General features: G+C 68.8%; 22 protein-coding genes. 11 read left to right on the top strand and 11 right to left on the bottom strand.

Annotated elements, in window-relative coordinates; translation table 11 throughout:
• Positions 1 to 19 precede the first annotated feature (19 nt).
• From PSS76_RS19585 to PSS76_RS19565, 5 genes are all read left to right on the top strand, one after another.
• Complete coding sequence (locus tag PSS76_RS19585) at positions 20 to 799, top strand: 2-keto-4-pentenoate hydratase (RefSeq protein WP_081122698.1); 780 nt, start codon at positions 20 to 22, stop codon at positions 797 to 799.
• Positions 796 to 1,254: a RidA family protein gene (locus PSS76_RS19580; protein ID WP_005515897.1), complete on the top strand. Its 459-nt coding sequence runs from the start codon at positions 796 to 798 to the stop codon at positions 1,252 to 1,254. Before PSS76_RS19585 ends, PSS76_RS19580 begins: the two co-directional genes overlap by 4 nt.
• Positions 1,251 to 1,772, top strand: coding sequence for a 3-hydroxyanthranilate 3,4-dioxygenase (locus PSS76_RS19575; RefSeq protein WP_005515895.1), 522 nt, complete (start codon positions 1,251 to 1,253; stop codon positions 1,770 to 1,772). Before PSS76_RS19580 ends, PSS76_RS19575 begins: the two co-directional genes overlap by 4 nt.
• A gap of 1 nt (position 1,773) precedes the next feature.
• Positions 1,774 to 2,769, top strand: coding sequence for an amidohydrolase family protein (locus tag PSS76_RS19570; RefSeq protein WP_005515893.1), 996 nt, complete (start codon positions 1,774 to 1,776; stop codon positions 2,767 to 2,769).
• A gap of 171 nt (positions 2,770 to 2,940) precedes the next feature.
• Positions 2,941 to 4,284, top strand: a complete 1,344-nt coding sequence (locus PSS76_RS19565; RefSeq protein WP_022593826.1) for an MFS transporter — start codon at positions 2,941 to 2,943, stop codon at positions 4,282 to 4,284.
• Between the two features lie 62 nt (positions 4,285 to 4,346).
• Here the strand turns inward: PSS76_RS19565 and PSS76_RS19560 are convergent, their stop codons facing one another.
• From PSS76_RS19560 to PSS76_RS19535, 6 genes are all read right to left on the bottom strand, one after another.
• On the bottom strand, positions 4,347 to 5,279 hold the full coding sequence (locus tag PSS76_RS19560) for a LysR substrate-binding domain-containing protein (RefSeq protein WP_143524922.1): 933 nt from the start codon (positions 5,277 to 5,279) through the stop codon (positions 4,347 to 4,349).
• A gap of 100 nt (positions 5,280 to 5,379) precedes the next feature.
• Positions 5,380 to 6,234 (bottom strand): alpha/beta hydrolase, encoded by an 855-nt coding sequence (locus PSS76_RS19555; protein ID WP_013414735.1) that lies wholly within the window; start codon positions 6,232 to 6,234, stop codon positions 5,380 to 5,382.
• A gap of 159 nt (positions 6,235 to 6,393) precedes the next feature.
• Complete coding sequence (locus tag PSS76_RS19550) at positions 6,394 to 7,068, bottom strand: Crp/Fnr family transcriptional regulator (protein ID WP_005515884.1); 675 nt, start codon at positions 7,066 to 7,068, stop codon at positions 6,394 to 6,396.
• Between the two features lie 210 nt (positions 7,069 to 7,278).
• Complete coding sequence (locus tag PSS76_RS19545; protein ID WP_013414736.1) at positions 7,279 to 8,316, bottom strand: hypothetical protein; 1,038 nt, start codon at positions 8,314 to 8,316, stop codon at positions 7,279 to 7,281.
• A complete protein-coding gene (locus PSS76_RS19540; protein WP_005515882.1) occupies positions 8,313 to 9,659 on the bottom strand; it encodes an APC family permease in 1,347 nt (448 codons plus the stop codon). Before PSS76_RS19540 ends, PSS76_RS19545 begins: the two co-directional genes overlap by 4 nt.
• 74 nt (positions 9,660 to 9,733) lie before the next feature.
• On the bottom strand, positions 9,734 to 9,988 hold the full coding sequence (locus PSS76_RS19535) for a hypothetical protein (protein ID WP_005515881.1): 255 nt from the start codon (positions 9,986 to 9,988) through the stop codon (positions 9,734 to 9,736).
• Between the two features lie 82 nt (positions 9,989 to 10,070).
• Between PSS76_RS19535 and nth the strand changes: the two genes are divergently transcribed.
• Genes nth through PSS76_RS19515 form a run of 4 tightly spaced genes read left to right on the top strand, consistent with a single transcriptional unit; the run spans position 10,071 to position 13,475 of the window.
• Positions 10,071 to 10,844 carry an endonuclease III gene (gene nth / locus PSS76_RS19530; RefSeq protein ID WP_037084682.1) on the top strand — a complete coding sequence of 258 codons (774 nt, stop codon included), beginning with the start codon at positions 10,071 to 10,073 and terminating at the stop codon, positions 10,842 to 10,844.
• 5 nt (positions 10,845 to 10,849) lie between these two features.
• Entirely contained in the window at positions 10,850 to 11,518 is a 669-nt protein-coding gene (locus PSS76_RS19525; RefSeq protein ID WP_081122705.1) for a TlpA family protein disulfide reductase, read from the top strand.
• On the top strand, positions 11,515 to 12,288 hold the full coding sequence (locus PSS76_RS19520) for an NUDIX hydrolase (protein ID WP_005515878.1): 774 nt from the start codon (positions 11,515 to 11,517) through the stop codon (positions 12,286 to 12,288). The genes PSS76_RS19525 and PSS76_RS19520 overlap by 4 nt, the downstream gene beginning before the upstream one ends.
• Positions 12,285 to 13,475, top strand: coding sequence for a MarP family serine protease (locus PSS76_RS19515; RefSeq protein WP_084848730.1), 1,191 nt, complete (start codon positions 12,285 to 12,287; stop codon positions 13,473 to 13,475). Before PSS76_RS19520 ends, PSS76_RS19515 begins: the two co-directional genes overlap by 4 nt.
• A 28-nt stretch (positions 13,476 to 13,503) precedes the next feature.
• Here PSS76_RS19515 and PSS76_RS19510 read toward each other — a convergent pair whose 3' ends face one another.
• Genes PSS76_RS19510 through nhaA form a run of 3 tightly spaced genes read right to left on the bottom strand, consistent with a single transcriptional unit; the run spans position 13,504 to position 16,250 of the window.
• Complete coding sequence (locus PSS76_RS19510; RefSeq protein ID WP_337456551.1) at positions 13,504 to 14,439, bottom strand: alpha/beta fold hydrolase; 936 nt, start codon at positions 14,437 to 14,439, stop codon at positions 13,504 to 13,506.
• Between the two features lie 20 nt (positions 14,440 to 14,459).
• Positions 14,460 to 14,984, bottom strand: coding sequence for a phage holin family protein (locus PSS76_RS19505; RefSeq protein WP_005515874.1), 525 nt, complete (start codon positions 14,982 to 14,984; stop codon positions 14,460 to 14,462).
• A gap of 57 nt (positions 14,985 to 15,041) precedes the next feature.
• Positions 15,042 to 16,250: a Na+/H+ antiporter NhaA gene (gene nhaA / locus PSS76_RS19500; protein WP_005515873.1), complete on the bottom strand. Its 1,209-nt coding sequence runs from the start codon at positions 16,248 to 16,250 to the stop codon at positions 15,042 to 15,044.
• A gap of 270 nt (positions 16,251 to 16,520) precedes the next feature.
• On the opposite strand from nhaA, the gene PSS76_RS19495 reads away from it, so the two are divergent.
• Both PSS76_RS19495 and PSS76_RS19490 read left to right on the top strand, forming a co-directional pair.
• Positions 16,521 to 17,882, top strand: a complete 1,362-nt coding sequence (locus PSS76_RS19495) for an MFS transporter (RefSeq protein WP_037085731.1) — start codon at positions 16,521 to 16,523, stop codon at positions 17,880 to 17,882.
• A 210-nt stretch (positions 17,883 to 18,092) separates the two neighbouring features.
• A complete protein-coding gene (locus PSS76_RS19490; protein WP_081122709.1) occupies positions 18,093 to 18,830 on the top strand; it encodes a CLIPPER-2 domain-containing protein in 738 nt (245 codons plus the stop codon).
• Positions 18,831 to 18,917: 87 nt separating this feature from the next.
• On the opposite strand, the gene PSS76_RS19485 is transcribed toward PSS76_RS19490, so the two are convergent.
• Together PSS76_RS19485 and PSS76_RS19480 are read right to left on the bottom strand one after the other, a co-directional pair.
• Complete coding sequence (locus tag PSS76_RS19485) at positions 18,918 to 19,280, bottom strand: Zn-ribbon domain-containing OB-fold protein (protein ID WP_005515869.1); 363 nt, start codon at positions 19,278 to 19,280, stop codon at positions 18,918 to 18,920.
• Between the two features lie 153 nt (positions 19,281 to 19,433).
• Positions 19,434 to 21,749, bottom strand: a complete 2,316-nt coding sequence (locus PSS76_RS19480; RefSeq protein WP_238774354.1) for an ATP-binding protein — start codon at positions 21,747 to 21,749, stop codon at positions 19,434 to 19,436.
• Between the last annotated feature and the right edge of the window lie 52 nt (positions 21,750 to 21,801).

The following is a 21,801-nucleotide window of genomic DNA, read 5'->3' as shown; positions in this document are numbered from 1 at the left end:
CCCCCAGGAGTCGATAACAGTGACATCGAATGTATTGAGCAGCAGCCAGATCGAATCGCTCGCCGAGCGTCTCGACGATGCGCAGGCGGGGGTGCACGACACCCTGAGCCTCGCGGACGACGTCGAACTCGGCATCGACGACGCTTACCGCATCCAGGAGGCGCTGGTCGCTCGACGTCTGGGCCGCGGGGAGACCCTCGTGGGCGTCAAGCTCGGCTTCACGAGCAAAGCGAAGATGGCCCAGATGGGGGTGTCCGACGTGATCGTCGGCCGGCTCACCGATGCGATGTGCGTCGAGGACGGCGGCCGCGTCGATCTGCACCGGTTCATCCACCCGAAGATCGAGCCCGAGGTCGCGTACCGACTGGCGCGGGACATCGATCTCGACGACCCCGCCGTCGACATCGAGTCCTGCGTCGACGCGGTCGCTCCCGCGATGGAGATCATCGACTCCCGCTACCGGGACTTCCGGTTCACCTACACCGACGTGGTCGCCGACAACACGTCCGCAGCGGCGTACGTGATCGGACCGTGGCAGTCCATGCGGTCCGCCGGGGACCTCGCGGTGCACCTCGAGGCCGGAGGGCAGGCCGTCGACGGCTCGACCGCCGCGATCCTCGACGATCCGGTCAACGCGCTGCACGCGCTGCTCGACATGTGCCGACGTCGGCGTATCCCGTTGCGTGCCGGCGACGTCGTCCTTGCGGGCGCCGCGACCGCCGCCATCCCGTTGTCTGCCGGTGTCGCGCGTTGCGAGATCGCGGCGCTGGGCAGCGTCACCGTGGAGGGAATCGCATGAGCGACAACGCAGCCAAGGTCATCGAACGCCTCGCGACACCGCGTGGGCGCTTCCCGCACGTCAAGGTCGCGGGCGACTTCGTCTACGTCTCCGGGACCAGCTCGCGCCGGCCGGACAACACGTTCGTCGGCGTCGAGGTCGACGAGATGGGTACGACGAACCTCGACATCCGCGCCCAGACGCGTGCGGTGATCGAGAACATCCGGTCGATCCTCGCCGAGGTCGGCGCGGATCTGAGCGATCTCGTGCAGGTCACGTCGTACCTCGTGTCGATGAACGACTTCGGCGGATACAACGAGGTGTACGCCGAGCTGTTCGACGAGACCGGTCCCACCCGCACCACGGTTGCGGTGCACCAGCTTCCGCATCCGCACCTGCTCATCGAGATCCAGGGCGTGGCATACGTGCCCGCCCACCGCCGTACCCACACCGCCGACTCGGAGGACCGCTCATGACCGTCATCCCGCCCGTCATCGACTTCCAGAAGTGGATCGCCGAGAATCGGCACCTGCTCGCGCCGCCGGTCAACAACCAGACGATGGCGCTGGGCGACGACTTCATCGTGCAGGTCGTCGGCGGACCCAACCAGCGCACCGACTATCACCTCGACCCGTACGAGGAGTGGTTCTACCAGATCGAGGGCGACATCCACGTGGACGTGATGACCGAGGACGGCCCGCAGCGCGTGCACATCCGGGAGGGTGAGACCTGGCTGCTCCCCGGCAATCTGCCGCATTCGCCGCAGCGCCCCACCGCAGGCTCGATCGGACTGGTCATCGAGCGCGTGCGCCGCGAGGGCACCCTCGAGAAGTTCCAGTGGTACTGCCTCGAGTGCAACAACCTGATCCACGAGATCGAACTGCAGGTGCGCGACATCGTCGCCGACCTGCCGCCGGTGTTCGTGCAGTTCTACGAGGACGAGCAGGCCCGCACGTGCGACAACTGCGGCACCCTGCACCCCGGGAAGGGCTGACGTGAGCGGCATCATCGACGTCCACACCCACTACGTCCCCAAGGGGTGGCCGGACCTGACCGCCGACGCCGGACCCGACGCCCCGTGGCTGCGGGTCGAGAGCGAGGCCGAGGCCGTCATCATGATGGGCTCGAAGGAGTTCCGCCGGATCCAGGCCGACGCCTGGGATGCGCAGACCCGACTGCACGACATGGACGCCGACGGCGTCCGCACCCAGGTGGTCTCGCCGACACCGGCCTTCTTCAACTACGGCCGCACCGGCGCGCAGGCCGAACGGATCGCACGCATCTTCAACGACCTCGCGCTCGACATCGTCGCCCCCGCCCCGGACCGGTTGATCCCGTTCTGCCAGGTGCCGTTGCAGGACGCCGACGCCGCCTGCCGTGAGGTGGAGCGCTGCGTCGCCAACGGACACCGCGGAGTCGAGATCGGCAACCACGTCGGTGACCGTGACCTCGACAGCGAGGGCGTGGTGACCTTCCTGCAGCACTGTGCGTCGCTGGACGTCCCGGTGTTCGTCCATCCCTGGGACATGGATTCGTCGCCGCGCCTGAACCGCTGGATGGCGCAGTGGCTCACCGCGATGCCCGCCGAGACGCACCTGTCGATCCTCGCGCTGATCCTCGGCGGCGTCTTCGATCGCATCGACGACCGGTTGAAGATCGGGTTCGCCCACGGCGGTGGGTCGTTCGCCTTCTGGCTCGGCCGGATGGAAAACGCCTGGCATCGCCGCAACGACGTGATCGGCACGTCCGAGATGCCGCCGTCGCACTACCTCGGCCGCTTCTACGTGGACTCCGTCGTGTTCGACGACCGCGCGTTGCGTCTGCTCGTCGACACCGTCGGTGTGGACCGGGTGATGGTGGGCAGCGACTACCCGTACCCGCTGGGGGAGCGGCCGGTGGGGGAGGTCGTGCGCAAGAGCGAGTTCCTGGACGAGGCCTCGCGGGATTTGATCCAGCGCGGCAACGCGGAGCGCTTCCTCGGGCTCTCGTAACGCCCGAGGCATAGCCGAATTGAGATACCCGGCGGCCGATTCGGCATTTGTGAGTCATGTCTCACGGGTACAGAATCTTCCGTACGAGGCCGACAAGGCCGCCGGATTCTCCTGGCGAAGAACGGATCTCGGATATCCGACCGCCTCCCCCGACACCGATAGGTATCTGCGATGACCGACAGCACGACACGAGGCCGGGGCCCTGCCCCCGCAGCGGCCGCGCGCAGCCGTGTCGCCATGGCGACCCTGGCCGGCACCACGCTCGAGTGGTACGACTTCTTCCTCTACGGCACCGCCGCCGCACTGATCTTCAACAAGCAGTTCTTCCCGAGCCTGAGCCCCACGGCCGGCACCCTCGCCGCGTTCAGCACGTTCGCGGTCGGATTCATCGCCCGCCCGCTCGGCGGCCTGGTGTTCGGCCACTTCGGCGACCGCATCGGCCGTAAGGCGACGCTCGTGGTCTCGCTCGTGATGATGGGCATCGGCTCGACCCTGATCGGCCTCATCCCCAACTACGACGCGATCGGAGTGTGGGCGCCGATCCTGCTCGTGGCGATGCGCGTCGTACAGGGCATCGGGCTCGGCGGTGAGGGTGCCGGGGCGACGTTGATGTCGATGGAACACGCCCCCGCCGGGAAGAAGAACCTCTACGCCGGCTTCCCCCAGATGGGTACCCCGGCCGGGCTCGTGCTGGCGAACGGCATCTTCCTCACCATCAGTTCGGTGATGTCGGACAGTGCGTTCGCGTCGTGGGGTTGGCGGATCCCGTTCGTGCTCAGCTTCGTTCTCGTCGCGATCGGTCTCGTCATCCGCCTGCGGGTCACCGAGTCGCCGTCGTTCACCGGGATCGTCGAGAACAACGCGGTGTCGAAGTTCCCGCTCCGTGAGTCGCTGAAGGTCGGTTTCCCCCGCCTGTCGCTCACCCTCCTCGCGGTCCTCGCCAACTCCGCCGTCGCGTACGCCTTCATGGTGTTCTCGCTGTCCTACGGCAGTCAGCACCTCGGCTACGACAAGCAGTTCCTGATCCTGTGCGTGACGGCCGCCGCGGTGCTGTGGTTCGCGTCGATTCCGGTGTGGACCAAGGTCGCCGACAAGCACGGACGCCGCACGATGTTCATCGCCGGCTCCGCCGCGATCCTGGCATGGTGCATCGTGTTCTTCCCGCTGCTGAACACCGAGAACTCGGTGATCGCTGTCATCGCGTTCCTCGGCATGGGCCTGATCGTCCCGGTCACGCACTGCGTGCAGGGCAGCATCATCGCCGACACCTTCCCCGCGAAGGTGCGCTACTCGGGGTCGTCGCTGATCCTGCAGAGCGGCGCCATCCTGGGCGGCGGCCTGGCGCCCATGATCGCCACCGCGCTGCTCGACGCGACCGGATCGTCCGTCGGCGTCACGTGGTACCTCGCAACCGTCTGCGCCATCAGCCTGGTGGGCGCGATCGCCCTGTTCCGGGTCGTGCCGGACTCGTCGCGCGGCCTGCAGCACGAAGAACCCGCAGCCGTCCCCGCCTGATCGCTGTCGGGGGAACCGGAGCCGTCCACCACCCGGTGGGCGGCTCCGACTCGTTGGGCGTGTCAGTTGCGGGCGGGCGCGATCTCGGCCGCGAACTCGGCGAGGAAGTCCACCAGCGCGGACGCCGACGGGCTGAGGGTGCGTCCGGCCGAGAGCGTGATGCCGACGCTGTGGCCGATCGGGTCCAGCGTGATCGGCAGCGTGGTGAGACGGACGTCGTCGCGGGGAATGAGGCTGGGTAGGACCGCCACCATGTCGGTCTCGATGAGCAGCTGACGCACGGTGAGGAACGACGTGGCCTCCACCCGATTCTCGGGGAGCGCGAGACTGTTGCGGGCGAAGAACTCTTCGAGTTCGCGGCGCAGTGCCGTCTCGACACCCGGCAGGATCCACGGGTACTGCGTCAGATCACCCAGCTCGATGCCGCTCCGCCCGGCCAGCGGGTGCCCCCGTCGCGTCACGAGTTCCACCGATTCGGCGTACAGCGTGCGCCGCACCGCCATCTCGTCGGTGGGTGAGGTGAGCCGGCCGACGATGAGATCGATACGCCCCGAATGCAGTTCGGTCAGCAGCACCTCCGGGGTGCCTTCCCGGACCACCACGGTGAGCAGTGGACGTTCCCTCTTCAGCCGCGCGATCGCACCGGGCAGCAGGACGTTGGAACCGGCGAGATGTGTTCCCACGACAACGGTTCCGCGGTCGGCGTCGGCGAGTTCGACCACGTGTCGACCGGCCTGCGTCAGCTGCGCGATCACCGCCCGGGCGTGCGCTGTGAACGCCTCCCCGAAGATCGTCGGCGTGATGCCGCGCGGACCCCTGTCGTACAGGGAGACACCGAGAATGGACTCGATGTCGTGCAGGCTGCGCGTCGCGACCGGCTGGGTGACATGCAGGGCCGCGGCCGCCGCGACGACACTGCCCTGGCTGGTGAGTGCGTCGACGAGCAGCAGGTGACGGAGCTTGAGGCGCCCGTCCAGCAGTTTGGGCATGTCCATGGGGGAATCCTAGCGACGGCCGAATCCCACGTATACCGTCAGCGATTTGGTGGTTGCAAAGCGCAACCGTATTGCGGTGAAGTGGATTTCGCGGGTCCGACTATGCCTGCTCGAGTCCGGCGAACAGGCCGAGCAGAGCGCGGCCGAGCGCCGAGTCCGGCTCTGCGAGATCGAGGAAGATGTCGTAGTGATTGCGGTCCGGGACGACCAGCAGTTCGCTCTCGGACCGCCGCGCCCACGCCTCGTGGAACTTCCGGCTCTGCTCGAGGAACCCCACGCCGTCGTGCTCGGCGACGGCCACGACCGCACGCGGGCCCACCCGGTCGGTCTGCAGCATCGGACTGAGCGCGCTCGCGCGCGAGTCGTCCAAACCCAGCCACTCGTTGGCGAACGAATCGACCAGCGGTCGGATGTCGAACAGTCCGCTGATCGGCATCGCCGCGCGCACCACGTCGTCCGGAAGCCCGAACTCGGCCTGCCACCCGGACACCATCGTGGTGGCGGTCAGATGACCGCCGGCGGAACTGCCGCCGACGACGATCCGGTTCCGGTCGAGACCGTGCTCGGCGCCGTGGTGGTACACCCAGGCGACGGCGGCCCGGACCTGCCGGACGATCTCCTCGAGCGGTGTGTGGGGTGCCAGTCCGTAGTCGACGGCGACCGTGGCGATGCCCGCGTCGGCGAGCATGCCCGCCATGAAGGCGGTGTGATGCCGCGACAGCGCCCGCCAGTACCCGCCGTGGATCGCCACGAACACCGGGCGCAGGGCGCCCCCGACTCCCCAGACGTCGAGTCGTTCGGTGCTGTCGGGGTCGAAGCGGACATCGGCGAAGCCGTCGAGACCGTCGACGGTCTCCCGTGAGCGCTGTCGATACTCCTCGACGGTCGCGTCGAACAATTCGGGGGAGACGGTGTTGCGGACGTTGTAGTCCACGTCGATCTGCGGGTCGGTCACCGTTTCATCCTCTGGGGCATACCGAATGCCTGTCGAATGCGAAATTCGGGTCGAGATATGCCCGATTGCGCATAGTGCGGCGTCCGGCGAACGACGAAGCCGCCCGACCCCACGTGGGATCGGGCGGCTTCGAGTCGTTCGGTGCTGTCGCTCGCGCGATCAGCGGGCGCGGCGCGCCAGCCGCTCCGAGTCGGAGATCAGGACGCTCTTGCCCTCGAGGCGCAGCCAGCCGCGGTGCGCGAAGTCGGCCAGGGCCTTGTTCACGGTCTCGCGCGAAGCGCCGACGAGCTGGGCGATCTCTTCCTGCGTCAGGTCGTGGGTGACGCGGAGCGAGCCGGCCTCCTGCGTACCGAAGCGCTGTGCGAGCTGCAGCAGCGCCTTCGCGACACGACCCGGGACGTCGGTGAAGATCAGGTCCGCGAGGTTGTTGTTGGTGCGACGCAGGCGGCGCGCGAGGACGCGCAGCAGCTGCTCCGCGATCTCCGGACGCTGGTCGATCCACGACTTGAGGGCGTCCCGGTCCATGCTCACGGCGCGGACCTCGGTGACGGTGGTCGCGGTCGACGTGCGCGGACCCGGGTCGAAGATCGAGAGCTCGCCGAACATGTCGGACGGGCCCATGATCGTCAGCAGGTTCTCGCGGCCGTCCGGCGAACGACGGCCGAGCTTCACCTTGCCGGAAACGATGATGTACAGCCGGTCACCGGGCTCACCCTCGTTGAAGATGACGTGCCCGCGCGGGAAATCGACGGGCTGAAGCTGCTTGACCAGTGCAGCCACCGCCGAGGGCTCGACTCCTTGGAAGATGCCGGCTCTGGCCAGGACCTCGTCCACGTGCGCTCCTTTGGGAAAAACTGTTCATCGATGCAAGTTGCTGCACATGACTGGAGTCTCATGCAACGAGTACGCACACAAAGTCTACTTGCCGCGCCTGTGTGACGAGTCACGGACACCACGGAGAGTTCTGCGAGTCGGTGTCCATGTCGCGTCCACGGAGCCGACAAGAGCCGGCGGACCGAGCGTACGGGGTTCCGGGACATTCCATCACGTCTCCGCGTCCTTTTCTCGGTCGGCGGCCTGACGTCGCTCGACCTCCCTGCGCCCGTACGTCGCGCGGAGGATCTCGGTGCGGTCCGACGTCGTCGAACCCACCGCACCCGCGGCGATGCCGAGCGAGGCGGCGAGCCATGCGAGTTTGACGTAGGTCGCGAGGGTCGCCGGCGCGCCGAGTTGCTCCGCGAGATAGTCGTCCGGCACCACGACCACGGCGGCGAGCATCACCGCGAGCAGGAGCAGCCCGTACATGCAGACCGCGCCCGCCACCACCGTGCCGAGCGTGGCGGAGTTGTACAGCACGCGATCGGCGCGGGTGCTGCGGAAATTCGGGCGCTCCCAGAGTCCGTTCGGCACGATCAGCCAGGTGCTGACCGCCACCAGGACGGCCAGTGTCACCAGCGTCAGCCGGGTGACGCTCATCGACGCCGCCATCTGCCAGATGCTCGCGTAGAAGACACCGAACGCCGATGCCGCGCTCGCCGCGCCGAAGGCTCCCGACAGCGCCGGGATCAGCCGCCACGGACGATTGCCCCGCACCATCCCGGCCACCAGCCGCACCCGGCCGAGCGGAGACGTCGACACCAGCCGGCCGCCGCCGTCCGCGTCGGCGACCCAACGGGTGCCCGCCGGTGCAGGCCCGGACGCGCCCGTCCCGAGAAGGTGCGGCAGCAGATCCGCGACGGTGCGCAGCAGCCGACGCGAGGTCCCGAGCACGCCGAAGGACGGCGTGTAGAACACGCACATCCGGTCGCGGAAGACCTCGGCGACGACGGCCCGGGACGCCTGTCGCCGGGGCATCTCGGAAACGACGAGGACCAGGTCGAACTTGTGCTGAAGAACGTCGAACCACTCGTCGAGCGCAGGGGAGCCGTCGGTCGCCGGCGGGAGGGTCAGCGCGACGTTCTCGACGTCGACCTCGGCGGACGCGTCGAGTGGCGTCGCCCGCAGCAATTCGGGCAGCCGGTCGGTGAGAATCTGCGCCAGCCGGGTCGAGAAACCGGGATCCGCGACGACGCCGACGATCACGACGTCACCTCCGGGTCGGTGCGCCGCGACCGGAACCGGGCCAGGGCATACAGGCCGAGGCCCAGTGCCAGAAACACCGCGCCCCGCAGCCACGTGGCGGCGCTCTGTTGCGTCAGGAGCACGACACACGTCAGCAGCGCGAGGATCGGCAGCACCGTCGGTGTTCGGAAGTGAGGCTCGCCCACCCGGTCGCGGCGCAGGACCAGAACCGCGACGTTGGTGCTCACGAACACGAACAGAAGGAGAAGGACGACAGTCTCCGCCAGGGCGTCGAGAGAACTCGTCGTGCACAGCACCATCGCCACCGCCGTCGTCGCGAGGATCGCCACCCACGGGGTGCGGCGCCGCGGCAGCACCCGCCCGAACATCGACGGCACCAGACCGTGCGAGGCCATGCCGTACAGCAGGCGGCTGGCCATGATCATCGTCAGGAGCGCGCCGTTGGCGACGGCCACGAGTGCGATCGCACCGAACAACCGGTCCGGCACGCCCAGGTTCGTGGCGGACACGACCTCCAGGAGTGGGCCCGTCGACGCGGCCACCTGTTCCGGCGGCAGCACGATCGAGACCGCCATCCCCACCAGCACGTAGACGGCGCCGGCCGTGAGCAGCGCACCGAACAGCGCCCGCGGGTACACGCGGCGGACGTCGCGCACCTCCTCGGCAATGTTCGCCGAGGTCTCGAAGCCGACGAACGAGTAGTACGCCAGCAGCGCGGCGGCAAGCACTGCCATCGCAGGGGCTCGGTCGGCATCGAACTCGAGCAGACGTCCGGGCTCGCCGTCCCCGCGGGCGAGCACGATCGCCGCCAGCACCACGACGAGGACGAGCCCGCCTACCTCGATCACCGTCATCAGCAGGTTCGCGCGCAGCGACTCGCGGATGCCTCGGGCGTTGACCGCCGCGACGACGGCGAGGAATCCCAGGGCCGCCAGCAGGACCGGCAGGTCGACGAACGTCCCCAGGTACTCGCCCGCGAAGGCGTGCGCGAGTCCGGCAGCGCTCGTGACGCCCGCCGCGAGCATCGCGAAGCCGACCAGGAAGGAGATCGTGTCCGAACCGAAGGCGCGCCGGGCGAACACCGCGGCTCCACCCGCCTCGGGATACTTCGTCACGAGTTCGGCGTACGACGCCGCGGTCGTGAGGGCCATCGCGAGTGCCACGAGCAGGGGCACCCACACCGCCCCGCCGACCTCGCCCGCCATCACCCCGACGAGGGCGTAGATCCCGGCGCCCAGCACGTCGCCGATGATGAACACGAACAGCAGGACGCCGCCGACTGAGCGGCGCAATTGCGGGGACGGTGCCCCGGTGGTGGTCGGTGGGGCGTTGGTTCCGGTCACGAGACCGCGGATACCCCGTCGGAAGGAAAACCTACCGTCGGCACGTCATGGGCCGACCGGAGGCGGAGGCCCGTCTAGCTGGCGCGGCGGGCGGGCAGGTCCTCGTCACCGTCGTCGCTGCGCCGACGCCGGCGGTTGAAACGGGCCAGCGCGTGCGGGAACCCCTCGGACGCGAGCGTCGCCACCTCCGACTGGCTCGCCTGGTCGAGGAACTCCTCGACCTCCTGCTCGCGGACCGTGAGTCGGCGGAGCCGGAACTCGACGCGCTCCATTGCCAGTGCGAACAGCATCAGCAGCACAGGAAACAGCACCACAGCCAGACCTTGCATATGCGGAAGTAAACACAACGAAGGTCTCAGAAGCGACACGGTCCGGAATCCGATCGGACGCTGAGTCCGTAGAGTTGTCGGGGTGCATGCGACCCCAGCCGGCGGACCGAAATCGGACGCAGAACCTGTCTCGTCGGGTGAGTCCAGGCTGGCGTTGGTGCGCCGGGCCCGGCGTATGAACCGCCGCCTGAAGGACGCCTTCCCGCACGTCTACTGCGAGCTGGACTTCACCACGCCCCTCGAGTTGACGGTCGCGACAATCCTGTCGGCACAGTGCACGGATGTGCGGGTCAACCAGGTAACTCCCGCCCTCTTCGCCCGCTACCCGGACGCCCGCGCCTACGCCGAGGCCGATCGCGTGGAGCTCGAGGAGTACATCCGGTCGACCGGTTTCTACCGGAACAAGGCGACCTCGATCATCGGCCTCGGGCAGGCTCTGCTCGAGCGATACGACGGCGAGGTCCCGAACAAACTGAAGGACCTCGTGACGCTGCCGGGCATCGGCCGCAAGACCGCCAACGTCGTTCTCGGTAACGCTTTCGGCGTGCCCGGAATCACAGTCGACACCCACTTCGGGCGGCTCGTCCGACGCTGGAAATGGACCGAGGAGACCGATCCGGTGAAGGTGGAGCACGCGGTCGGCGCGCTCATCGAACGCAAGGAATGGACCGATCTGTCGCACCGCGTGATCTTCCACGGACGACGGGTCTGCCATGCGCGCAAACCGGCGTGCGGGGTGTGCGTGCTCGCCAAGGACTGCCCCTCCTACGGCACCGGCCCCACCGACAAGGTCGCGGCGGCCGCGCTCGTGAAGGGCCCCGAGACCGAACACCTTCTCGAACTGGCAGGTATGTGAGCAGTATGCGGATGTCGAGTGGTGCGCGCTGGAGCCTCGTCGCGCTCGTGGTGGTGGTGGGGCTGATCGTCGCCATCTGGCCGCGCGGCGACGACGAGTCCGTCGACGTCGGCGGCTACCCCGGTGCGGACCGATCGGCGTCGCAGCAGGAGCGGCGCGGCGCCGACACCCCGGAGGCGCTGGCCGCGGCCCGCGCCGACGCCGAGTTGGAACCGTGCCCGGCGCCGGGCGGTCCCGCCCCCGACGGCTCGGTGCTCGAGGGCATCACCCTCGAATGCGTCGGCGACGGTAGCCGCGTCGACCTTGCCGCCGCACTGGCGGGCAAGCCGGTCCTGCTCAACCTGTGGGCCTACTGGTGCGGACCGTGCCGGGAGGAACTGCCGTATCTGCAGCAGTACGCCGATCGGGCCGGTAGCGCGGTTACCGTTCTCACGGTGCACACCGATCCAAACGAGGCGAACGCCCTCGCACGCCTCGCCGAGTACGACGTCCACCTGCCCGGGGTCCAGGACGGGTCGGCACGCGTCCAGGCCGCCGTCGGATCACCCGCCGTGTTGCCGGTGTCCGTGCTGATCCGTCCCGACGGCACCGTGGCGAAGATCCTGCCGCAGCCGTTCCGCAGCGTCGACGAGATCGCCGACGTCGTCCAGCAGTACCTCGGCGTCGCCGCATGAGCTTCCGATCGCATCCGCCGCTGAACCCCGCGGCCGCACCCGAGTGGTTGCGCGGTGTCACGCACACCCCGCCCGCGGACCCCAACCGCGTCAACCCGGTGCTCGACCGGCGCGCCCCCGACGGCGCCGCCGTGCGGCCCGCCGCGGTGCTGGTGCTGTTCGGTGGCTCGCCCGAGTCCGATCCCCTCGCCGTCGGCGGACTGCCCGCCGACGCCGACGTGCTGCTGACACAGCGGGCGTCGACGATGCGCCAGCACAGCGGCCAGGTGGCCTTCCCCGGCGGCGCGGCCGACCCGGAGGACGACGGCCCGGTCGACACGGCTCTGCGCGAAGCCGAGGAGGAGACCGGTCTGGAACGCAGCGGCGTGCAGCCGCTCGTGACGCTGCCGCAGCTGTTCATCCCGCCGTCCGGTTTCGACGTCACGCCGGTGCTCGCCTACTGGCGCGATCCCAGCCCGGTCGGCGTCGTCGACGTGGCCGAGGCCGAACGCGTGGTTCGGGTGCCCGTGCGGGACCTGATCGACCCCGACAACCGGTTCCAGGTCCGGCACCGCGCCGGCTACCAGGGCCCGGCGTTCGAGGTGGACGGAATGCTCGTGTGGGGTTTCACCGCCGGCGTGCTCGCGGGACTGTTCGCGGTGTCCGGTTGGGAGATCGAATGGGACCACCGCGACGTCCGTGACCTCGACGCGACGCTCACCAGGGTCGCGACCGGGATGGACGACAACGACGGAACCCTCGGACACCAGGCCCGGAAGGGGGAGCGGTGAGCGGATCCGCATGGATCGACCTGGCGGTGATCCTGATTGCGCTGCTGGCCGCGTCGTCGGGCTGGCGGCAGGGTGCGGTCGCGTCGGCACTCGCGTTCCTCGGCGTCGTGCTGGGCGCGGTCGCCGGCATCCTCATCGCGCCGCACGTGCTGGTCCACGTCGACGAGGGGCGCGCCCGGGTGCTCGCCGGCATCGCGCTGATCGTCGTGCTCGTGGTGATCGGCGAGGTCGCCGGCATGGTGCTGGGCCGCGCGGCCCGCAGCGGCATGCACAGCCCGGTCGCGCGGTCGGTGGACAGCGTCGTCGGCGCCGGACTTCAGCTCACGGCCGTCCTCGTCGCCGCGTGGCTGCTCGCCATCCCGCTGGCCACCTCGACCCAGGCCAACGTGGCCACCGCGGTACGCGGATCGAAGGTGCTCAGCACCGTCGACGACGTGGCACCGGACTGGCTGCGCAACGTGCCGAGCGAGTTCTCGGCGCTGCTCGACACGTCCGGTCTGCCCGACGTCATCGGGCCGTTCGGCCGGACGCCCATCACCAACGTCGAGCCGCCCGACGCCAGCGTGCTCGCGAGCCCGGTGGCGCAGCAGCTGCAGTCGAGTGTCCTGCGGATCCGCGGCGCCGCGCCGAGCTGCCAGAAGGCGCTCGAGGGATCCGGCTTCGTCGTCGGCCCCGAACGGGTGATGACCAACGCGCACGTCGTGGCGGGTACGTCGTCGGTGACCGTCGATACGGCCGCGGGCCCCCTCGATGCGTACGTCGTGCTGTTCGATCCGGCGGTGGACGTCGCGGTGCTCGACGTACCCGGGCTCACCGCGGAGGTGTTGCAGTTCGCCCCCGAGAAGGCACGCACCGGCGACAGTGCGATCGTGCTCGGATACCCCGGCGGTGGCCCCTACACGGCCAGCGCCGCCCGGATCCGTGAGGTCCTCGACCTGCGCGGACCGGACATCTACCGCTCCGGCAACGTCGAGCGCGAGGTGTACACGGTGCGCGGGTCGATCCGTCAGGGCAATTCGGGTGGACCGCTCGTCGACGAGCAGGGACGCGTCCTGGGCGTCGTCTTCGGTGCCGCGGTCGACGACAGCGACACCGGTTTCGTCCTCACCGCGGACGAGGTGTCGCGCCAGCTCGAGCAGGCCGGGCAGTCCCGCGCCGCCGTGGGCACGGGCGTCTGCATCACTTGACCCGGCTCAGGGCCGGGTCAGGTGGTGGTCAGCGTGACGCGAGGGCGAAACGCAGTAGTTCCGCGGTCACCTCGGCGGGCGCCTCCTGGTGCGCGAAATGGCCGACCTCCGGGATCGAGTGCAGTTGCTGGCCGGGCGCGAGCCGGGTGGACCGCTCGACGGTCGGCTTCGACACGTACGGGTCCAGGTCGCCGTGGATCTGCAGGACAGGTATCCGCAACGTGTGATCCATCGCCGTCATGAAGCGGTGGCCGTCGGGGCGGAACTGGCTGCGGAACGCCCACCGCTGGTACTCCAGCGCCGAGTGGGCGACGCGTGGGATGCGGATCGCGGACCGCAGTCGGCGCACGACCTCCGGGAACTCGTCGGACTGCACCCAGGCCGGCCCTGATCGGGCGCGCAACAGACGCTCCACCTCGGCGCCCTGGTCCTGCAGCAGCCGCCGCTCGGGACGCCACGGCACCTGGTAGCGAAGGAACGTCGGCAGCAGGGCCCGTCGCTGACGGCGGTCGCGCAGCACGGCGTCCTTGAGCGCGATCGGGTGCGGCGAACTGACCAGGCCGATGGAGCGCACCAGCCGGGGGTGCAGGAGAGCGGTGGCCCAGCAGACGAGGCCACCGTCGGCGTGGCCGACGAGGGTCGCGTCGGTGTGGCCCATCGCGCGGATCAGGCCGGCGATGTCGCCGGCGAGGGTCCAGCCGTCGTAGCCGCGGGGCGGGGTGTCGGTGTCGCCGTAGCCGCGCAGGTCGACCGCGACGGTCCGGAAGCCTGCGTCGGCCAGCGGGGTCAGCTGGTGGCGCCACGTCCACCAGAAGTCGGCGAAGCCGTGCAGGAGCACGACGAGCGGGGCGTCGGGGTGGGACGGGCCGGCCTCGGCGATGTGGATACGGATGCCGTTGGCGTGGATGTCCCGATGGGTCCACGGTCCGTCGAAACGGACCGTGGACGGATCTGGTTGGGTCACTGATCGGGCCTCGGCAACGATCAGCCGGCGGTGCCCGTTCCGGTGCCGAGCGGGGAGCCTGCCTCCGGACGCTGGCCGGGCAGCACCGTGGCGGCCTGCTTGAGGGAATCGATCGTCTTGTTCGGTGCGCGGAGCTTGCGGACCCGCAGGTAGCCGAGCAGCGCGAGCACCCCGGTCACGACCAGCATCAGCGCGAAGACGATGAGGAACGACGCCCACCGGTCCAGCCACACGCTGAGCAGTTCGGCGAGGAAGAAGAAGAAGAAGAACGCGCTGAAGACCAGCACGGACAGCGCGAGGATGAAGAAGAGGCTGCCCTGCAGGCCCTTCTTGACCTCACTGGTCACCTCGGCCTTCGCGAGTTCCACCTCGGCGCGGAACAGCGTCGAGACCTGGGCGGTCGCGTCGCGCACGAGGGTGCCGATCGAGGCGGTCTCGGGGTTGTGGGGATCGGTCAGGGGGATCGAGGAGATCGTCGTCGGGACCCCGTCGCCCATCGCCCGGCTGCCGTTTCCGGTGACTCCACTGCCGTTGGTGACACTCACTTCTCGACCCCTCCAGGTAGCTCTGACGCGCGGGTAGCTGTGACGTGCGAGTGGGCCTCACACATCGGTGGCAGCGGCGCGGGCCTGATGGACCCGTCCGCGTCGCAACAGTAGCGCCGATCCGATCAGTGACGCAGCCAACGACGTCATGAGCACCGCGGCCTTCGCGATGTCCGCTTCGCTGCCGTCGCCGACACCCGCGAGAGCGAGATCGGCCACCAGAAGGCTAACCGTGAACCCGATGGCGCCGAGCACCGACAGGGCGAACATGTCGCGGAAACCGAGCGAGCGCGGCTTGGTGGCGATCCCGAGCCGGATCGCCAGCCACGAGATCCCGAAGATTCCGACGGTCTTGCCGACCAGCAGGCCGAGGATGATCGCGAGCGAGATCCGGTCGGTGAACAGCGCGCCGAGGACCTCCCCGTTGATGGGGACACCGGAGGCGAACAGCGCGAACAGCGGCACGCACACGGCCGCGGACCACGGCTGCAGGCGATGCTCGAGCCGGGCGGCGGGGGAGTACTCCTCGTCGGGATCGGTGCGGACCCGGGTGAGCAGGCCCAGTGCGACGCCCGCGAGCGTCGCGTGGATGCCGGCCTCGTGGACGCTGTACCAGGTCAGCAGCGCGAGCGGGACGTACAGGAACGGCGTCGTGATCCGGCGGTGCTGCGCATACCAGTAGACGACCAGGCACACGACCGCTGTGAGGATCCACAGCATCGCGATCGACGCGGTGAACAGGACCGCGATGAGGATGATCGCGAGAAGGTCGTCGACCACGGCGAGGCTGAGAAGGAAGACGCGGGCGCTGGCCGGGATGCGTGAACCGGTGAGGGCGAGGACGCCGAGCGCGAATGCGATGTCGGTGGCGACGGGGATCGCCCAGCCGCGGTCCATGCCGGGCGCACCGGCGCCGACGACGGCGGCGATGATCGCGGGCAGCAGTACGCCGCCGCACGCCGCGATGATCGGCAACAGCGCCTTCTTGCGGTCGGCGAGTTCACCCACGACGAGTTCACGTTTGAGTTCGAGGCCCGCGACGAAGAAGAAGATCGCGAGCAGACCGTCCTGCGCCCACGTGCCGAGCGACAGGTTCAGGTGGATCGCGCTGGGCCCGATCTGCCAGTCCCGAAGCGTGGTGTAGGCGTCCGAGAGGGGAGAGTTTGCCCACAGGACCGCAACCGCGGCGGCGATCAGGAGAATTGATCCGCCGACCGTCTCCGTGCGGAGATAGCGGCCGAGTTCGGAGCGTGCGGCAGAAATCAAGGAAAGCCTCTCACCAGGAGTTTCGACGGGTACGGCAGAACATCGCCGACCAGACTTCCCGGCACACCTCCATAGATCTTAACGCGCTCTTTGCAACCGATCAGTCCGTCGTCCGTGGTTGCGACGTGTCCGCGCGACGTGTTCAAATCCTACGGTTTGGGATGGGCTTCCACTGAGTGGAAGCCGCCGTCGGGGCCCGTGGGGGACAGTGGTGCAGGAGAAAGTCGCGTGAGCAAGGGTGTGGAGTCCGCCGAACGCGGGCAGGACGAGTTGTCGGCGTCGCCCGACGACGGGACGGTGGCCGGTGTGCCGCGCAGTCGCATCGTCGTGGCCAGCATGGTCGGTACGTCGATCGAGTTCTACGACTTCTACATCTATGCGACGGCCGCGGTATCGGTCTTCCCGCACCTGTTCTTCCCCAAGGGCAACGACACGACGGCACTGCTCGCGTCGTTCGCGACCTTCGGACTCGCGTTCGTCGCCCGTCCGCTCGGCTCGATCCTGTTCGGCCATTTCGGTGACCGGATCGGCCGTAAGGCCACACTCGTCGGCTCGCTGCTCACGATGGGTATCGCGACGTTCCTGATCGGCCTGCTGCCCACCTACCACGCGGTGGGACTGTGGGCGCCTGCGCTGCTGGCGCTGATGCGCTTCTGTCAGGGTCTCGGCCTCGGCGGAGAGTGGTCCGGTGCCGCGCTGCTCGCGACGGAGACCGCGAAGAGCGGCAAGCGTGCGTGGGCCGCGATGTGGCCGCAGTTGGGTGCCCCCATCGGCTTCTTCTTCGCCAACGGCCTGTTCCTGCTGATCACGTTGGCACTCGGTTACACCAGCAGTTCGAACCCGGACCTCGACAGCGCATTCCTCACGTGGGGCTGGCGTATCCCGTTCCTGCTCAGCGCGCTGATGGTGATGATCGGTCTCTACGTGCGTCTCAAGCTCGAGGAGACGCCGGTGTTCGCCCGCGCGGTCGCGAACGGCGAGAAGGTCAAGACTCCGCTCAAGCAGGTCTTCAAGACCAGCTGGCGTCAGCTGATCATCGGCACGTTCGTGATGCTCGCGACGTACACGCTCTTCTACATCATGACGACGTGGGTGCTCAGCTACGGCACCGGCAAGACCGCCGCCGACGGTGGGTACGGCGCGGGCTTCCAGTACCGGGACTTCCTGGTGCTGCAGCTGGTGGCGGTGCTGTTCTTCGCGGCGACGATCCCGGTCGCCGGCTGGCTCGCCGACCGCTACGGCCGACGCATCACCCTGCTGGTCATCACTGCCGCCATGATGGTCTTCGGTCTGACCTTCGGAGTCCTGCTCGCGGCCGAGGGCATGACCGACGCCCGGATGCTGGTGTTCCTGATCATCGGCATGGTGCTGATGGGTCTGACGTTCGGCCCCATGAGCGCGGTGCTGCCGGAACTGTTCCCCACGAATGTCCGCTACACGGGTTCGGGTATCGCGTACAACACCGCGAGCATTCTCGGTGCGGCGGTTGCACCGTTCATTGCGACGTGGCTCGCCGAGAGCTACGGCGTCGGCTGGGTCGGCATCTACCTGTTGATCGCGTCGGCCCTGACGTTCGTGTCGCTGCTGGTCATGCGCGAGACCAAGGACGAATCGCTCGACGACGTCGCCTGACGCCGGAGGTCGGACGGGCACGCTTCCGCACTGCGGGGGCGTGCCCGTTTTCGTCGTGTGTGGGTGTTTTTCCGGGAATTGGAAAACTGTGAGCCGATTTCATTCGCGCGCGTCGAGTGCGGATATCCAGTATGTTCCGAAACGCTTGTAATGCGCGGCATCTGAGTTCGAACCCGTTTTGTCCTCGTGTGACGAAAAGGAGTTTCCAGAGTGCGTAATCCAGTTCTCCGGATTTCGGCCGTCGGCGTGCTCACCGCCCTGGTCGCCCTGACGACGGTGGTCACCGGCCCGCCGAGCATCGCCCAGCCTCCCGCCGGCGTCCTCACGCTCGCGAAGTCGGCGTCGCCGGAGTTGGGACTCGCATCGGGCGACACCGTCACCTACACATTCGTCGTGACCAACAACGGGACGACGGCGGTCTCCGGAATCGCCGTGGAGGAGACTGCCTTCACCGGTTCGGGCGGGGCGCCCGGTGTCACGTGCGAGTCGGACACGGTGGACCCGGGGCAGTCGGTGACGTGCACCGCCGACTACGAGGTGACGGACGCGGATCAGGCCGTGTGTCTCGTCACCAACACGGCCGTGGCGACCGGCGACGCAGAGGGAACGCCCGTCAGATCGGCGCCGGACGCCGCGCGAGTCGTCACGGACTGCGCGGGCGACCTGACCGGAAGCGCGATCCTGCCCGCGGCACTGGGGTCTGCGGACGCCGGGTCACTGGGCATCCTCGCCCCGCTGGCTCTGGGGTCGTTGGGTGTGGGGTCGCTGGGCTCGTTGGGTGCGCTCGGTGGCCTGATCGGGGTGGCGCTCACCACGCCGTACCAACCGGCCCCTGCCGCCCAGTGCCTGAACCCGCCTTTCCAGAACGTGCCGTTCCCGTACGTGCCGGGGCTGACGTCGCCGTGCCCGGGTGAGCAGAACGGCGGTCGGAACCCCGAGGGCCCCTGATCGAAGGGCCGATTCGAGAGGCTCGAGACAGGCGAGTGGCTCGGGACGCGCAGTCCCGGGCCACTCGTCCGCGTCGAGGTCTCGTTCTCACTGGCGGACGAACAGCGGATACCGCTCGCCGGCAATCATGCGGTCGTAACGGACGCGGGCGCGCTTCTCGCTCTCGTCGAGGGCCCCCGCGATCCAGGCGTACGTCCACGGCCCTTCGTCGAGGGCGACGATCGCGATCGTGTACGGCGTGAAGTCGGTGCAGTTCCGGCTGGGCGAGACCTCGATGACAGTCCACGAGACGATCGATCCGCTGCCGGCGGAGGGTGCCCGGCTGATGTCGGTGCCGCGGCACGACGAACAGATCGCCGCGTCGGGTGCGAGCAGGGCGTCGCAGTTGTCGCAGCGGCCGATGGTGAAGGTGTCCACATCGGCGGTGGTGCGGGTGAGTTGAGCGTGCATCGGGAGACCTCGACTTCGTGAAGCTTGGGTTGTCCGGCTCCCACAGTTCCAAGACGGACGCAAGGCCACGACGGTAGAAGTACGCGTAGGCATACCTGTTTCCCGTGGATAGGTACCCGCGTGCGGCGAAGTCCCAGGTCAGGCCGACGCGTCCTAGGTCTCGTGACCCCGTTCGACGACCCACGCGGCGATCTGGGTCCGCGAGTTGAACCCGAGTTTCGCGAGGACGTGTTCGACGTGGCCCTGAACGGTGCGCTGGGAGATGACCAGCTTCTCGGCGATCACCTTGTTGGTCAGGCCCTGTGCCACCAGTTCGGCAACCTCCTGTTCGCGCGGCGTCAGATCCGACGCCGCGCGCTCGGTCGGGGCTGCCTCGGGTAGCCGGTCGGCGACCGCGAAGTCGACCACCTCGTCGAGCGTCAGCTCGCAGCCGCGGCGGACCGCGGTATCGAAGGCGCGGGCGCCGAGGGCACCCTCGCACAGCGTCCGGGCCTCGTCACGGTTGGACCGGAGCGCGGGGATCACCACACCCGGATTGCCGGCGGCGGACCACAGGGCGTCCGCCGATCCCAACAGGATCGCCGACCGCTCGAACTGGCCCGCCGCCGCGGCGGTCCACGCAAGGGCCTCGACGGCGATCGCCGTCCCGAGCAGGTCGTCGACGTCGCCGCTCAGCGCCGCCGCCTGCGCGAAGTCCGGGCGGGCTGCGGCCGGGTCGTCGTGCCATTCGGCGAGGCCCCGCATGCACAGCGCGTACGAGCGGTAGATCGACTCGCCGCGGGCGCGGGTGATCTCGAGGACCTCGTCGGTGTACCGGGCGGTCTCCTCACGCCGCCGCAGGACCGCGGTTGCGGTTGCGAGGCCGAGCACGGTGGAGATGTATCGCAGAATGTTGTGTCCGGAGCGGACGGCGTCGACGATGCTGTCGAGCAGGCGGATCGCTTCGGCAGGATCGTCTGCGTAGATCTGGACGTGTCCGGCCGCATGGGTTGCGATGATCTCGGCCAGGCGATCGTCGAGCAGGGCGGCCTCGTCGCGTGCCTCGCGGACGAGCGCCTGGCCCATCGGGACGTCGCCCTGGTTCGCGGCCAGAATCGCCGACGCAGCCAAAGCCTTCACGCGCTCGCGGGTCGGCTCCCCACCCTGAGCGGCGAGCACTCGTGCGAGCCAGAGGCGGCCTTCGTTGAGCAGTCCGCGCGAGATCCAGAAAATGTACAGAACATTCGCGATCCGCAGACCGTTCTCCGCCTCACCGGGTTCGGTGAGGCAGTACTCCAGCGCCGCCGCCAGGTTGGGGCGTTCGCGCTCGATCCTCGTGATCCACGACGACTGGTCCGGACCGATCCATTCCGTCTCCGCCCGGTCCAACAGCATCAGGTACCAGTCCCGATGGCGTCTTCTCAGCTCGGGGAACTCGCCTGCCTCGTGCAACCGCTCGAGTCCGTACTCCCGCAGGTTGTCGAGCAACCGGTAACGCACCACGCCCGGATGCTCCTCACGGATGAGGATCGACTTGTCGACGAGGGACGCCACGACGTCGAGCAGGTCGTGCGACGTGTGCTCCTGCGCGGCGACTGCCTCGGCGGCGTCGAGTTCGAACCCGTGGGTGAACACCGACAGCCGACGCCACAGCTCCCGCTCGTCCGGATTGCACAGGTCGTGGCTCCAGTCGATGCTCATCCGCAGCGTCTGCTGGCGGTCGGGCGCCGATCGACTGCCGCCCGTGAGCAGCCGGAACCGGTCGGTCAACCGTTCGAGGACCTGATCGACCGACATCGCCCGCAGCCGCGCCGCGGCGAGTTCGATGGGCAACGGCAGGCCGTCGAGTTCGGTGCAGATCGCGACGACCGAGTTGCGGTTCTCGTCGGTCAGTTCGAAACCTGGTACGGCGGCGGCCGCGCGCTCGGCGAACAGGTTCACCGCCTCGTACTGGGCGAGCGCCCGTAGCGGCGTCGACTCGTCGGGAATCGGGACGGTCATCGGCGGCACCCGCAGCACCATCTCGCCACCGATCGCGAGGGGTTCGCGGCTGGTCGCGAGGATCCGCAGGTCGGGGCTCGACCGCAGCAACGTCTCGGCGAGCTTCGCGACGTCGTCGATGAGGTGCTCGCAGTTGTCCAGCACGAGGAGCAGGTTCCGGGAGGCCAGGTAGTCGGTGAGGACCCGCGTGGTCGGCACCGCCGACTGCTCGCGAAGACCCAATGCCGCGGCCACGGACTCCGCGACGAGCTGCGGATCGCGGCGTTCCCCGAATTCGACCAGCCAGACGCCGTCCGCGAACGATCGCTGCGAGTCGGCTGCCACGCGCAGCGCCAGCCGGGTCTTGCCCACCCCTCCGATGCCGGTCAGCGTCACCAGCCGGGACGCGCCCAGCGCCCGCCTCGTCTCGGCGACCTCGCGGCGCCGGCCGACGAAACTGGTCAGATCGAGAGGCAGGTTGCCGACCTTGCCTCGCACGGCGGGTGCCATCCGTGACCTTCTTTCGGTCTCCTCAGGTCACGGTACGCCTGCTCACGAGGCC

Source organism: Prescottella sp. D32 (assembly GCF_037287305.1).
Classification (GTDB): Bacteria; Actinomycetota; Actinomycetes; order Mycobacteriales; family Mycobacteriaceae; genus Prescottella; species Prescottella equi.
Note: the sequence above shows the minus strand (reverse complement) of the source record. Positions and strands in the feature narration are given on the sequence as shown.

Excerpts from the sequence above, each read along its gene's own strand:
- PSS76_RS19580 (WP_005515897.1), top strand. The coding sequence starts at position 796 with ATGAGCGACAACGCAGCCAAGGTCATCGAACGCCTCGCGACACCGCGT.
- PSS76_RS19575 (WP_005515895.1), top strand. The coding sequence starts at position 1,251 with ATGACCGTCATCCCGCCCGTCATCGACTTCCAGAAGTGGATCGCCGAG.
- PSS76_RS19565 (WP_022593826.1), top strand. The coding sequence starts at position 2,941 with ATGACCGACAGCACGACACGAGGCCGGGGCCCTGCCCCCGCAGCGGCC.
- PSS76_RS19560 (WP_143524922.1), bottom strand. The coding sequence starts at position 5,279 with ATGGACATGCCCAAACTGCTGGACGGGCGCCTCAAGCTCCGTCACCTG.
- PSS76_RS19535 (WP_005515881.1), bottom strand. The coding sequence starts at position 9,988 with ATGCAAGGTCTGGCTGTGGTGCTGTTTCCTGTGCTGCTGATGCTGTTC.
- PSS76_RS19525 (WP_081122705.1), top strand. The coding sequence starts at position 10,850 with ATGCGGATGTCGAGTGGTGCGCGCTGGAGCCTCGTCGCGCTCGTGGTG.
- PSS76_RS19520 (WP_005515878.1), top strand. The coding sequence starts at position 11,515 with ATGAGCTTCCGATCGCATCCGCCGCTGAACCCCGCGGCCGCACCCGAG.
- PSS76_RS19485 (WP_005515869.1), bottom strand. The coding sequence starts at position 19,280 with ATGCACGCTCAACTCACCCGCACCACCGCCGATGTGGACACCTTCACC.
- PSS76_RS19480 (WP_238774354.1), bottom strand. The coding sequence starts at position 21,749 with ATGGCACCCGCCGTGCGAGGCAAGGTCGGCAACCTGCCTCTCGATCTG.